The sequence below is a fragment of the Parabacteroides goldsteinii genome (assembly GCF_020091425.1).
Classification (GTDB): Bacteria; Bacteroidota; Bacteroidia; order Bacteroidales; family Tannerellaceae; genus Parabacteroides; species Parabacteroides goldsteinii.
This window is the reverse complement of record NZ_CP081906.1, coordinates 2,689,183-2,701,903: the sequence shown is the minus strand read 5'-3', so window position 1 is coordinate 2,701,903 and position 12,721 is coordinate 2,689,183. Positions and strand designations below refer to the sequence as shown.

Sequence of the window (12,721 nt, the reverse complement as noted above, 5' to 3'; positions counted from 1 at the left end):
TCTTATTTCCGAATGGGCAGCAGGTAAATGATACGTGCGGAGATTACCTGGCTGGACGATTTGTTGAAGTAATCGCTTTTGCGACTGCCGTAAATATCACCCAGCGCATAATAATAGCGTCCTTCCAGCAGGAAATAACCGATGCCGGTACGCAGTTCAAGCCCCGGACCACCACACAATCCCCAATCGAATTTTTTCTGGATGGCCATGTTGTGTTGCTCATTGGAGCCGGCGTTCGTATTCGTCTCGTTCGGGTTTGTTTCCGTCTTTTCGCTGAAGGCATAACCTATTTTGGGACCCAGGTTAAAATAGAACTTGAATCTGTTGCTGCCGAAATAGATATGAGTGAAGAACGGTATTTCGAAATAATTGATCGTACGACTGTATTTGTAGGTCGGATGTTCTTCGAATTCCTCGTCCCATCCTTGTTGGCTGAAATTCAGTTCGGTTTGCAACCCCAGGTTCTTTTCTGTGTTCCAGCGCAGCACCAGTCCGGCATTGTATCCCTGTTTCATTTTCGTATATACCTTGGGATTGAAACTTACGGACGAGAAGTTCATACCGAAGGAAGCACCTACGGAGACCTCCTGAGGAAACCTGCTTTGCTGTGCCATGGCGCTTATAATAACGGCCAGGCACAAAAAGGATGTGATTATACTCTTTCTGATCATCTTACTTCGCTACGTGTTACGTTAAAATCACTCTGGTAGTGAACGATAAATATATTGGTATTGATGAATCCGCCCCAATTGTTTACCCGTTCAAAATCGAAACCTGTCTGTATGCTCTTGTAACGGATCTTATCCAGGTTGTTTTCGAAATTGGAACCATATTTTTTGATGGCATCAAAGAAGAACATACCGGTGTCGAATCCTAATATACCGTATTTAGGGAACGTATTGATCAGGTTCTTGCTATACCATGTCTTATATTTTGAATAGAAATCGGCAACTTCGGGCGAAAGGTTATCGGCATAGAAGTTACTATATATATATGTATTCAAGGCAAAGAAATCATCCAGGCACTCACGAGTGTATGTTTGCCATACAGGATAACCGAACAGGGTGATATTACATTCGGGTTTAGACTCAGCCAGCATACGTAGAGGAGATTTGAGTTTATTCAGTGCATCCAGTGAATCGGAAGTCGGAATAATCACACTTCGTTTATTTGTACTGAGCATAGCTTCCATCTCGACCGGGAATGTTTCGGCTGAGTAGGTCAGTTCACGCCAGGCGATGTTCCGTTGTTTCATTTCTGCTTTGAAGGCTTTGATGAAATCTGCTTTCTCTTCTATACCGGGCACTTTTACAAAGATGATATTATCGTTTCCAAACAGGTCGCAACCAGCTTGGGATGCTTTGGCATACAAATATGAGTGAGGCGTATTAACCTGGTATACATGCGCATTGGATAATACATCGTCGTTTTTGGAAGTGAACGGGATCACGTATTTGATGTTATTCTTTTCTGCAAATTCGGCAACAGGGGCGATCTGGTCGTTCTGTACGGCTCCGATGATCAGGTTTGCTTCCTTCAAAGCATCTTCTTTCAGGATTTCTTTTACCTTCTTGGTGCCGTTGCCAGTATCGAAGACGGAAAGTTCGATCGAACAACCGCTGTTGCGGAGGCTGTCGACAGCCAGCAGCATACCTTCGTAATATTCAATAAAACGCAACGTGTTGGAAGAAGGAGTTGCTTCGTTTGTCATGAACGGCAATAACAAAGCGACCTTGATCATATTGACGTGCTTGATCTTTTGAGGTGTCGACAAAAGGGCATTGACGTCTCTTTCATGCATGGCAGGGGCTGTTTCAGTCACTGTCTCTTTAGTCTCTACCGGTATTTTAATGACCATACCGGCTTTTACTCCGTTTTTCAGTTCAGGGTTCCTTTTGATCAGCTCTGCACTGGATACATTGAATTTCCGGCAAATGCGGTACATCGTTTCTTTCTTGGCGATCGTATATTCGATTTCCTTGGTTACGGTCTTTATATCTGTGGTCGGCAGTGTCTCTATAGGAGTTGCCGGGATACGGATTGTCTTGCCTATGGTAAAAGAGGAAACGGATAATCCGGGATTTGCCGCGATAATATCAGGACCGGGCACTTTGTACCGGACAGATAATGAATACAGCGTTTCTTTGGGTTGTATAGTATGATACAGATAATTATCTTCAGCGTTTCCCATCGGAGCGGAACTTACATCCTTTTGTGGGATTTTTAAGGTGGCTCCGGCCTTTATGGATTCGCGGCTTTCGGGATTCAGGCGATAAATATCGTCGACAGTTACTCCGTACATGGTTGCGATCGAGTAGACTGTTTGTCCCCGTTCAATCGTATGATAAAATATATTATCATTTAGTTCGTTAGTAGTAATGATCCGTGCTCTGTTGTTTTGTGAATACAAGGAGACAGCGGAAAAACTCAGGCATAACGTCAATACGTATATACTAATCTTATTCATTTGCTGATTCGAATATTTGCAGCAAAGATAGTGTATGTCCGTATAAAATACTAATTTTGGAAGCTAATTAGGTTATAATATATGCAAAGGAATTGTTTAAGAAGAGTGATCGGGACGCTCTGTTTTTTGTTATTGATACTTGCAGCACATGCTCAAAAATATACGGTAACAGGGGGGAAAGGTACGCCTTATCTTGCTTTTGATAATAAGAAAGGCAACACCAGTAGCCGATTTGAAGTTTACCTTGTGTATGGCATGGATAATGTGGAAATACGATATACCCCTACATCAAGTACATATCAATGGTACCGCTATAAAAATAAAGCAGGCGTTGGAGGGGATGCTGAAAAAATACCTTCTGTAAATGAAGGAAATACAACTGTTATCCGGAATATAGAAGAAGGATATGGTTATTATATATTGGAAGACGATGCTTACTCGAAAGCTGGAGGGTATGTATGGATTATTGACTATAGCAAATATGAATTCAATATAACCAGTTTGTTTGTGGATACACAAAAAAGTGGTTGTGATGCCATGTATCTGGGTGGTACAAGCGATATAAAGGATATGAGATATGTGCTTCCTGATGTTAATGGCACTCCCGGTTTTCTGGAACGTGAGTTTGACGTGACTTATCAGACAATGGAAATACCGGAAGGAGATAATCAGAGTATTATTCCTAAAACGGCGACGGCGACTATAACGGGAAATCCGTTTAAAGCCAGCTTAGAACCTCCCTACAGCGATACGGAAGTAGAGTTGAAGGGCGATCAGTTTGCCCGTCATTTCGGTGTGGAAAAATCAATGCTTACTGATATGTATCAGGCTGTCGCTGTGCTGGCTGTTATGAAAATAGATACTTTGTCTTATGCTTCAGATGTGCCTAATATGGTCGTAAAAGGCGACAGCCTCTCTGCTCCGGTCGAGTTTAATTTTACGGCAATTGCAAATACGCCGGTTGCTGCTATGTTTAATTGGAAGATATACAGGAAGGATGAAGGCGGAGGAAGCAGTGAAGGTAATGAAGAAGGCGAAGAGAATAACGGTACGCTATTGAGGGACTTTAGCGGAGAGGAAACTTCTTTTATTTTCAACCAAAATGGTACTTACGTGGTTAAATTAACAGTGAACGACCGGACTGGTCAATGCCAGGCAAATCCACCTGATGTTACGGTAAACATTTCGGATTCTTACCTCGATGTACCGAATGCTTTTTCGCCCGGTACATCACCCGGCATTAACGACGAGTTCAGAGTAGCTTATCGCTCTCTGACCCGTTTTAAATGTTGGATATTCAATCGGTGGGGAGTGGAAATGTATCATTGGACGGACCCGTCGAAAGGCTGGGACGGCAAAAAGGGAGGCAAGTATGTAGCCCCCGGTGTTTATTTTTATGTGATTGAGGCTACCGGCTCGGACGGTAAACCTATAAAGAGAAAAGGTTCTATTAACATTCTTAGATCAAAACAAATTCAGGATGAGATTATCGAAGAATAGTATATTCAGTTTTTTGTCGGGCGGTCTGATTTGCCTGACTGCTTGTTTGTCTATCGGCTCAAGCGATTCGGAAAAAGTAATGGACGGGCGTCCGGTGGTGATGTCGATGACATCGTCGCCCGATATACCTGCGTCGGTTATTTTCTGTGGTAAACCTATTGATCTGACCCGCTATAATATGCGTGAAGGGTTCGACCGTGAAATGAGTAGTTTTACCTATTTCCATTCGACCACTATGTTACTGATCAAGCGGGCCAACCGCTATTTCCCGGTTATCGAACCGATATTGAAGGCAAACGGTATCCCCGATGACTTCAAATATCTGGCTGTGATAGAAAGTCATCTGGACCCGCGTGTGTCGTCGCCGGCACGTGCCGTGGGAATGTGGCAGTTTCTGGAAGGGACAGGCAAACAATATGGCCTGACTGTTACTCCGACGGTCGATGAACGTTGCCATGTAGCCAAGGCGACCGAGGCTGCCTGTAAATACTTGAAAGCTGCCTACGACAAATATGGCGATTGGGCGAATGTGGCTGCTTCCTATAATGCGGGTATGGGACGTATCTCCGGCGAACTGACCAAACAGGAAGCCGACAGTACTTTCGACCTTTGGCTGGTAGAGGAAACAAGCCGTTACGTCTATCGTATCATGGCGATCAAACAGATATTTGAGAACCCGTATAAATATGGTTTCGTACTCCGGGCGGAAGACCTGTACAAGCCGGTTGCCTGCGAAGATGTGGCTGTCTCGTCAGATATTCCCGATTTGTCTGCTTTTGCACAGAAGTATGATATAACCTATGCCGACCTGAAACGCTTTAACCCCTGGTTGCGCGACCGGAAATTGCAGACATTGGGCAAGACTTATACGCTTCAGGTTCCTAAACAAAGTGATATGTATTACAAGACACCAAACACGTACGTGCATAACCCGGCTTGGGTGGTAAGATAAATTCCTTTCGGGTGTAATCGGAGTTCCATTCGGATGGAACAGGATTTTCTCCCGGATGAAAAAGAAAACAGTGATAAGAAGTATGAATGATAAGAATGCATTGGAAGGCGGACGTATTTCCGTTTTAGGCGCCCGCGTTCACAATTTGAAGAATATAGACGTCGAGATACCGAGAAACAAACTTACCGTGATAACGGGTATGAGTGGTAGTGGTAAGTCATCACTGGCTTTTGATACGATTTTTGCGGAAGGACAACGCCGGTATGTGGAGACATTCTCTGCCTATGCCCGTAACTTCCTCGGAAATATGGAACGTCCGGATGTGGATAAGATCACCGGATTGAGCCCGGTCATCTCGATCGAACAGAAAACGACCAACAAGAATCCCCGTTCTACTGTCGGTACGACGACAGAGATCTACGACTTTTTCCGTCTGCTTTATGCGAGGGCGGGAGAGGCGTACTCGTATCTGAGCGGAGAGAAGATGGTGAAATACACCGAAGAGCAGGTGCTCGACCTGATTCTGGAGCATTATGAGGGAAAGAAGACATACCTCCTGGCTCCGCTGGTCCGCAATCGTAAGGGACATTATAAGGAACTGTTCGAGCAGGTTCGTAAGAAAGGCTATCTGACCGTCCGTGTCGATGGCGAGATCAAGGAGATATTCCACGGCATGAAGCTGGACCGCTACAAGATGCACAGCATCGAAGTGGTGATCGATAAAATGGTTGTCTCGGCTTCCGACGAACGCCGCCTGAAAGAAAGCCTGCGTACAGCCATGAAGCAGGGTGACGGACTAGTCATGCTGCTGGATGCCGATACGGACGAGTTGCGCCATTACAGCCGCCGCCTGATGGACCCGGCTACCGGACTTTCCTACAGCGAACCGGCTCCGCATAATTTTTCCTTTAACTCCCCGCAAGGTGCATGCCCCAAATGTAAAGGATTGGGACAGGTGAACCTGCTGGATATGGAAAAGATCGTGCCGGATCCTTCCCTCAGTATCTATAACGGCGGGATCGTGGCCCTCGGGAAATATAAGAACTCGCTTATCTTTTGGCAGATAGAAGCCCTTTGCGAGAAGCATGGGGTAACGATCAAGACGCCGATCAAGGATATTCCGGCGGAGGCGATCGACGAGATCATGAACGGAACCGACGAACGACTTCAGATCAAGAACGAATCCCTGGGTTCTTCCAATTATTTCCTGTCTTATGAAGGCGTTGCCAAATATATCCTGATGCAGCAGGAGAGCGAGGCGTCCGCTTCCGCACAGAAATGGGCGGGGCAGTTTATTAAAATGACTACATGTCCGGAATGTAACGGCCAGCGTCTGAACAAAGAGGCATTGCATTACCGGATTGCCGATAAGAATATTGCGGAAATATCTTCTTATGATATATCCGAACTGTATGATTGGCTGGACGGCATCGAAGACCGTCTGGACCAGAAGCAAAAGCAGATTGCCATAGAAATATTGAAGGAGATACGTTCCCGCCTGAAATTCCTGCTGGATGTGGGGCTGGATTATCTCTCTCTCAACCGTGCTTCGGCAAGCCTTTCCGGCGGTGAAAGCCAGCGTATCCGCCTGGCAACCCAGATCGGCAGCCAGCTGGTCAATGTGCTTTATATCCTCGACGAGCCGAGTATCGGGTTGCATCAGCGTGATAATGTCCGTCTGATCAACTCTTTGAAAGAACTTCGTGATACAGGGAACTCGGTCGTTGTCGTGGAACATGACAAGGATATGATGCTGAATGCCGATTACGTGATCGACATGGGTCCGAAAGCCGGCCGTCTGGGCGGAGAGGTCGTGTACGAAGGTACGCCTCAGGAGATGCTGAAGGTCGATACGCTGACGTCCGCTTATCTGAACGGAAAAACAGAAATTGCCATTCCTGCCGAACGTCGGAAAGGAAACGGCAAGTTCATCTCCATCAAAGGAGCCGGCGGTAATAACCTGAAAAACGTAGATGTGACTTTCCCGCTGGGAACGCTGATCTGTGTGACAGGCGTGTCGGGGAGCGGCAAATCGACGTTGATCAACCGTACCCTGCAACCGATCCTGAGCCAGCATTTCTATCGTTCGCTGGAAGATCCGTTGCCTTATAAGTCGATCGAAGGTATTGATAATGTGGATAAGATCGTCAATGTCGACCAGTCGCCTATCGGACGTTCGCCGCGAAGCAATCCGGCTACCTATACGGGTGTGTTTTCCGATATCCGTAACCTCTTTGTCGATCTTCCCGAATCGAAAGTAAGGGGATATAAACCGGGACGCTTCTCATTCAACGTGTCCGGCGGTCGTTGCGAAACCTGCAAAGGGAATGGTTACAAGACCATCGAGATGAACTTTCTGCCCGACGTATTGGTGCCCTGCGAGGACTGTCATGGCAAACGTTACAACCGCGAAACACTGGAAGTGCGTTTCCGCGGTAAATCCATTGCGGATGTACTGGATATGACGATCAACATGGCGGTGGAGTTCTTTGAGAATATCCCGACCATCTTGTCTAAGATCAAGGTCTTGCAGGATGTGGGCCTGGGTTATATTAAACTGGGGCAACCTTCCACCACGTTGTCCGGCGGCGAAAGCCAACGTGTGAAGCTGGCAACTGAACTGGCTAAAAAGGATACAGGCAATACATTATATGTACTGGACGAACCGACAACCGGTCTTCATTTCGAAGACATCCGTGTTCTTCTGGGTGTCCTGAACAAGCTGGTGGAAAAGGGCAACACCATCATCGTCATCGAGCATAACCTCGACGTCATCAAATGCGCCGACTACCTGATCGACATGGGCCCCGAAGGCGGCCGTAAAGGCGGTCAGGTCTTGTTTACCGGCACCCCGGAAGAGATGGTAAAGAAGAAAACGAAGAGCTATACCGCTCCGTTCCTGAAAGAGGAGTTGAAACAATAACCTGGCATAGGCAGACGAGGAATATGGCACGCCTATCCCCGTTTGCCGACATAACTAAGATAGAATAATAACTAAGTGAAGACAGATATATGAAGAATCCTATCCAAATGATCAAACAATGCGTAGAGAAGGAAGAACCTTATTTCCTGCTGCGCGGACAAGATATATGCGCCCTGGCGGCCATTGAAACCTATTACGAAGAGGTGAAGAAAAATGTGAAAGATCCCTACTTTATCGAGGAGATCGAAGAGATCATGAAAGACTTCCGGGCCTTCCGCGAAGAACAGCAAACCCATATACCGGATTGATCGATGGCAGACGACAGTTACAGAACCATTAAACAAGTAGCCGAGGGCTATTACACGGAGAAGCGTAGCCGCTTTATCTCGTATGCCATCCCCGTGCGTACGGTCGAAGAGGTGAAGGAGCAACTGGACCGGTACCGTAAACAATATTATGATGCACGCCATGTCTGCTGGGCTTATATGCTGGGACCGGACCGCCTGACGTTTCGTGCAAACGATGACGGCGAACCGTCTTCCACTGCCGGGAAACCGATCCTCGGACAGATCAATTCCAATGAACTGACGGATATCCTGATCCTCGTAGTCCGTTATTTCGGAGGTATCGAGCTGGGTACCAGCGGGCTGATCGTTGCCTATCGTACGGCCGCTGCCGAAGCGATTGCGGCCGCCGAAATAGAGGAACGTACGGTGGATGAAGATATCACAGTCGCTTTCGAATATCCCTACCTGAACGGGATCATGCGCATAGTGAAAGAAGATACCCCCCTTATTGTATCTCAAAAATTCGAAATGGACTGTGAGATGACACTACGTATCCGAAAAGGGGAGGCAGAAAAGTTGAAGAACCGCTTATTGAAAGTGGAGTCGGCCTATCTGAAGTAATTTATTAATAATCTGAAACATGAGTTACCTGCTATTTTCGATTAGAGAGGATTTCCTTATTTTTGTACTCTGAAATCTAAACAAGCAAATAGTGGTAATATAATGAAGAAGATTCTGTTATTTTCTTTTTTCTTAGTGATTGGTTTGGTTGTCTCGCAGTTTCTTCCCGCTATGGTGGGAGAGAACTATTCGATGGTGAAGACGATCTCCAACACGTTGTTGTATGTGTGCCTGGCCTTTATTATGATCAACGTGGGCCGGGAGTTTGAAATGGACAAAACCCGTTGGAAATCTTATACGGAGGATTACTTTATTGCAATGGCAACCGCAGCCTTTCCCTGGATCTTTGTGGCGTTGTATTATATGTTCGTCCTGCTTCCCGATATCTATTGGTCGAGTGGCGAAGCCTGGAAGGAAAACTTGTTGCTGAGTCGTTTTGCGGCGCCTACCTCCGCCGGTATTCTCTTTACTATGCTTGCTGCTGCCGGACTGAAGGCTTCATGGGTATATAAAAAGGTGCAGGTTCTGGCTATTTTCGACGACCTCGATACGATCCTGTTGATGATACCGCTTCAGATCATGATGGTGGGACTGCGCTGGCAGTTGGGTGTTATCATCCTGATCGTGATGGTGCTGCTTATGCTCGGGTGGAAGAAGATGGGCACTTATAATATGCGTCAGGACTGGAAAGCGATCTTGCTCTATGCAATTGTGACGCTGGCTATTACACAGGGAGTTTATCTGGTGTCCAAACATTTCTATGGTGAAGACGCCAGTATTCATATCGAAGTGCTGCTGCCTGCTTTCGTCCTGGGTATGATCATGAAGCATAAGCATATTGACACGAAGGTCGAACACAATGTGGCTACAGCCATATCCTTCCTGTTCATGTTCCTTGTGGGAGTGAGTATGCCGGTATTCTTTGGCATTGATTTTGCCAAACAATCGGCCGAGGCGGCAACCATTACCGGGGCGCAGCCGATGATGTCGTGGCCGATGATCCTGTTGCATGTTCTTATTGTCTCTTTCCTTTCTAATATAGGAAAACTTTTCCCGCTGTTCTTCTATCGCGACCGACGCAAACGTGAGCGTCTGGCATTGTCGATCGGTATGTTTACGCGTGGTGAGGTAGGAGCAGGTATTATTTTCATCGCTCTCGGATACAATTTAGGTGGACCGGCCCTGATGATTTCTGTCCTTACTATTGTGTTTAATTTAATTTTAACTGGTATCTTTGTGGTCTGGGTAGAAAAATTGACCCGCAGCGCCTATCAGCTCGAAATGGCAGAGAAGCAAAGACAATAACACAGTTAGGAATTACGGAGACAGGTCAGCAAGCTGTCTCCGCAAATATTTTAAACACAATGGATCGTACTATTAATGTTATCCTGAAACCATTGCGCCGTTTCGCTACACAGAAGTCGAGCGCCAGTTTTCTATTGTTTATGGCCACCATACTGGCTATGATACTGGCCAATTCCCCTTGGGCGTATGCTTATCATCATATATTATCTTATCCCATAGATCTTCAGATCGGTAAATTCAATTTGTTTTCGCATCACGGAGAGCCGATGCCGATGCTGGCTTTTGTGAATGATGCCCTGATGGCCGTATTCTTCTTTGTGATAGGGTTGGAGATCAAGCAGGAGGTTTTGATCGGCGAACTCAGTTCGGTCCGTAAGGCGATCCTTCCGGTAATTGCCGCTTGCGGTGGTATGATCGTGCCGGTCCTTTTCTTCCTTCTGGTGTGTAATACAGGACCGGAAGCACGCGGGGCTGCCATCCCAATGGCTACCGATATCGCTTTTGCCCTTGCCGTTCTGGGACTTTTGGGGAAGCGGGTTCCTCTGAGTATGCGAATTTTCCTGACGGCGTTGGCTGTTGTCGATGATATCGGCGGTATAATTATTATCGCTTTGTTTTATAGCGGGCATATTGCCTATCAGCCGTTGCTGATTTCCCTGGCCCTGTTGGCGTTATTGTATGCCGGAGGGAAGATGCGGGTAAATAATAACCTGTTCTATTATATTGTCGGTTTTTTTGTCTGGATTTTGTTCCTGGAATCGGGTATTCATCCAACCATAGCAGGGGTATTGGTGGCCTTCACCGTGCCTGCCCGTCCGAAGATCAACCTGAACGATTTCACCTGTGATATGACCGGCTATCTGAATATGCTGGACTATACGGAGGTGCGCCAGTCTAAAAAGGCCGCCGTGCTGACTCCGACGCAGATACAGGTATTGAACAATATCCATTCGCTGGCGGATAGAACGATCAGTCCGTTGCAAAGCATTGCCGACAAACTGCATCCGATGGTAAATTACCTGATCCTTCCGCTGTTTGCCTTTGTGAATGCCGGTGTCACGTTCGGCGATATCCAGCCTGCGTCTCTGGTCAATGTGCCGTTGGCAGTCTTCCTGGGATTGTTTGTCGGAAAGACATTGGGTATTTTCTCTTTTACCTATTTCTTTGCCCGTACAAGCCTTGCCTCTATGCCGGCAGGAATGACACGTTGGAATCTGTTTGGGGTGTCGATGTTAGGAGGTATTGGTTTCACAGTTGCACTGTTCATCGCCAACTTGTCGTTTAACACTACGGATGCTGTAGGCATGGATTTGCTGAACCAGGCTAAACTTGGCGTATTTACGGGATCGTTTGTCTCTGGACTTTGCGGATACTTATTGCTGAAAAAGGTGCTGCCGAAGGCGGCAAATGAGTGATAACATACATTTGACGCACCTTTCTGCAATCAGATTCTTATACTTCCCAAATCTTATACCCCTTATTCGCAACGACATAAATAACAAATTGGCGAATATGGAAATCCGGCAATAATTCTTTGGCATCGGCAGCATAGCGGCACACCTGTTCGACATCTTCCGGATGCAGCACTTTCACGTATAGCATAGGGTATCTTATAACTTCTCATAGCGAAACATGTTAATCATTCAGACAAAGGTAGTTCATTTTCTGTTATATTCCTGCCAATATTAATTTAAATAGGAAACAGTATGGATGAAATGACTTTGATTAGGAAAGGGGTTGCACGTAATGGGTTCGTGCTTTATGCTCTGAATATTATTGACCAGGTGGAACAGGAAGGACGGTTTGGGACGGCACATGCCTATATGAGTAGCCTGAAGTCGCTGGTGCAGTTTACCGGGAGCCAGCGGATACCCTTCCGACTGTTCCGGTCGGGGATGCTGAATAGTTATGAGAACTGGTTGTTGGGACAAGGCTGTTGTGAGAATACGGCACATTTCTATCTGCGTAATTTACGCGCCCTTTACAACAAGGCTGTGGCGGAGAAAGTGATCCGCCCGCGCGAAAACCCTTTTGCCGGCATGTCGCTGGAATCGATGCCGACACGTAAACGGGCATTGCCTAAAAGATGGGTGAAATGGATAAAGAACCTCAAATTGGATGAAGGAACCAGCCTGGCTATGGCACGCGATATGTTCCTTTTCAGTTTTTACACCTGCGGTATGGGGTTTGCTGATATGATTCTATTGAAACATGAGCAATTGCAACGGGAGATGATCCATTATGAGCGGGTGAAGACCGGACGGCCCGTCTCTGTTTTTGCAAATGGTGACTTGTTGAAGATTATTGAAAAATATCGTACCGATAGTTGTTACATCTGGCCTGTGCTGTCGGATGGGGCGAGCGAGGAAGCCCATTATAAATGTTATCGGAGTGCCTTATGCTCATTCAATCGTCATCTGAAGATCATTGCGGAGAAAGCGAATATCCCCGAATCACTGTCGTCATATATGGCCCGCCACTCTTGGGCAACCGCCGCCCGCAACCAATTGATGCCTACTGCGGTGATTAGTTCCTGCCTGGGACATGCCAACGAAAAAACGACACAGATCTATCTCGACTCGTTCAACGAAGGGTTGGTGAAGCGGATAAATAATAAAGTGATCAATCTGGATTGATAGGGGATGATAATGAAAGAAAGTTTCCAT

General features: G+C 46.5%; 11 protein-coding genes. 8 read left to right on the top strand and 3 right to left on the bottom strand.

Annotated elements, in window-relative coordinates; translation table 11 throughout:
• Window positions 1-2 precede the first annotated feature (2 nt).
• A complete protein-coding gene (locus K6V26_RS12320; protein ID WP_044214351.1) occupies window positions 3-671 on the bottom strand; it encodes a porin family protein in 669 nt (222 codons plus the stop codon).
• The gene (locus tag K6V26_RS12315) at window positions 668-2,467 is read right to left on the bottom strand and encodes a LysM peptidoglycan-binding domain-containing protein (protein WP_195586969.1); all 1,800 of its coding nucleotides are present in this window, start codon (window positions 2,465-2,467) and stop codon (window positions 668-670) included. Before K6V26_RS12315 ends, K6V26_RS12320 begins: the two co-directional genes overlap by 4 nt.
• An 81-nt stretch (window positions 2,468-2,548) precedes the next feature.
• Here K6V26_RS12315 and K6V26_RS12310 point away from each other — a divergent pair, with 81 nt between their 5' ends.
• The 7 genes from K6V26_RS12310 to nhaA all read left to right on the top strand — a co-directional run bounded on the left by K6V26_RS12310 (window position 2,549) and on the right by nhaA (window position 11,470).
• Entirely contained in the window at window positions 2,549-3,967 is a 1,419-nt protein-coding gene (locus K6V26_RS12310; RefSeq protein ID WP_195586970.1) for a T9SS type B sorting domain-containing protein, read from the top strand.
• Complete coding sequence (locus K6V26_RS12305) at window positions 3,948-4,919, top strand: lytic transglycosylase domain-containing protein (protein ID WP_007658129.1); 972 nt, start codon at window positions 3,948-3,950, stop codon at window positions 4,917-4,919. Before K6V26_RS12310 ends, K6V26_RS12305 begins: the two co-directional genes overlap by 20 nt.
• 82 nt (window positions 4,920-5,001) lie before the next feature.
• Complete coding sequence (gene uvrA / locus K6V26_RS12300; protein WP_046147664.1) at window positions 5,002-7,842, top strand: excinuclease ABC subunit UvrA; 2,841 nt, start codon at window positions 5,002-5,004, stop codon at window positions 7,840-7,842.
• An 89-nt stretch (window positions 7,843-7,931) separates the two neighbouring features.
• Window positions 7,932-8,150 carry a hypothetical protein gene (locus K6V26_RS12295; RefSeq protein ID WP_007658121.1) on the top strand — a complete coding sequence of 73 codons (219 nt, stop codon included), beginning with the start codon at window positions 7,932-7,934 and terminating at the stop codon, window positions 8,148-8,150.
• A 3-nt stretch (window positions 8,151-8,153) separates the two neighbouring features.
• Window positions 8,154-8,750 (top strand): IMPACT family protein, encoded by a 597-nt coding sequence (locus K6V26_RS12290; RefSeq protein WP_007658120.1) that lies wholly within the window; start codon window positions 8,154-8,156, stop codon window positions 8,748-8,750.
• 102 nt (window positions 8,751-8,852) lie between these two features.
• On the top strand, window positions 8,853-10,055 hold the full coding sequence (locus tag K6V26_RS12285; protein WP_046147367.1) for a cation:proton antiporter family protein: 1,203 nt from the start codon (window positions 8,853-8,855) through the stop codon (window positions 10,053-10,055).
• A gap of 59 nt (window positions 10,056-10,114) precedes the next feature.
• Window positions 10,115-11,470, top strand: coding sequence for a Na+/H+ antiporter NhaA (gene nhaA / locus K6V26_RS12280; RefSeq protein WP_010802754.1), 1,356 nt, complete (start codon window positions 10,115-10,117; stop codon window positions 11,468-11,470).
• A 37-nt stretch (window positions 11,471-11,507) separates the two neighbouring features.
• Here the strand turns inward: nhaA and K6V26_RS12275 are convergent, their stop codons facing one another.
• Window positions 11,508-11,657, bottom strand: a complete 150-nt coding sequence (locus K6V26_RS12275; RefSeq protein ID WP_158599467.1) for a hypothetical protein — start codon at window positions 11,655-11,657, stop codon at window positions 11,508-11,510.
• Window positions 11,658-11,761: 104 nt separating this feature from the next.
• Here K6V26_RS12275 and K6V26_RS12270 point away from each other — a divergent pair, with 104 nt between their 5' ends.
• On the top strand, window positions 11,762-12,691 hold the full coding sequence (locus K6V26_RS12270; RefSeq protein ID WP_224265464.1) for a tyrosine-type recombinase/integrase: 930 nt from the start codon (window positions 11,762-11,764) through the stop codon (window positions 12,689-12,691).
• Window positions 12,692-12,721: the final 30 nt, after the last annotated feature.

Coding starts and splice junctions, on each gene's coding strand:
- K6V26_RS12285 (WP_046147367.1), top strand. CDS start 8,853: ATGAAGAAGATTCTGTTATTTTCTTTTTTCTTAGTGATTGGTTTGGTT.
- K6V26_RS12315 (WP_195586969.1), bottom strand. CDS start 2,467: ATGAATAAGATTAGTATATACGTATTGACGTTATGCCTGAGTTTTTCC.
- K6V26_RS12295 (WP_007658121.1), top strand. CDS start 7,932: ATGAAGAATCCTATCCAAATGATCAAACAATGCGTAGAGAAGGAAGAA.
- K6V26_RS12305 (WP_007658129.1), top strand. CDS start 3,948: ATGAGATTATCGAAGAATAGTATATTCAGTTTTTTGTCGGGCGGTCTG.
- K6V26_RS12320 (WP_044214351.1), bottom strand. CDS start 671: ATGATCAGAAAGAGTATAATCACATCCTTTTTGTGCCTGGCCGTTATT.
- K6V26_RS12310 (WP_195586970.1), top strand. CDS start 2,549: ATGCAAAGGAATTGTTTAAGAAGAGTGATCGGGACGCTCTGTTTTTTG.
- K6V26_RS12290 (WP_007658120.1), top strand. CDS start 8,154: ATGGCAGACGACAGTTACAGAACCATTAAACAAGTAGCCGAGGGCTAT.
- uvrA (WP_046147664.1), top strand. CDS start 5,002: ATGAATGATAAGAATGCATTGGAAGGCGGACGTATTTCCGTTTTAGGC.
- K6V26_RS12270 (WP_224265464.1), top strand. CDS start 11,762: ATGGATGAAATGACTTTGATTAGGAAAGGGGTTGCACGTAATGGGTTC.
- nhaA (WP_010802754.1), top strand. CDS start 10,115: ATGGATCGTACTATTAATGTTATCCTGAAACCATTGCGCCGTTTCGCT.
- K6V26_RS12275 (WP_158599467.1), bottom strand. CDS start 11,657: ATGCTATACGTGAAAGTGCTGCATCCGGAAGATGTCGAACAGGTGTGC.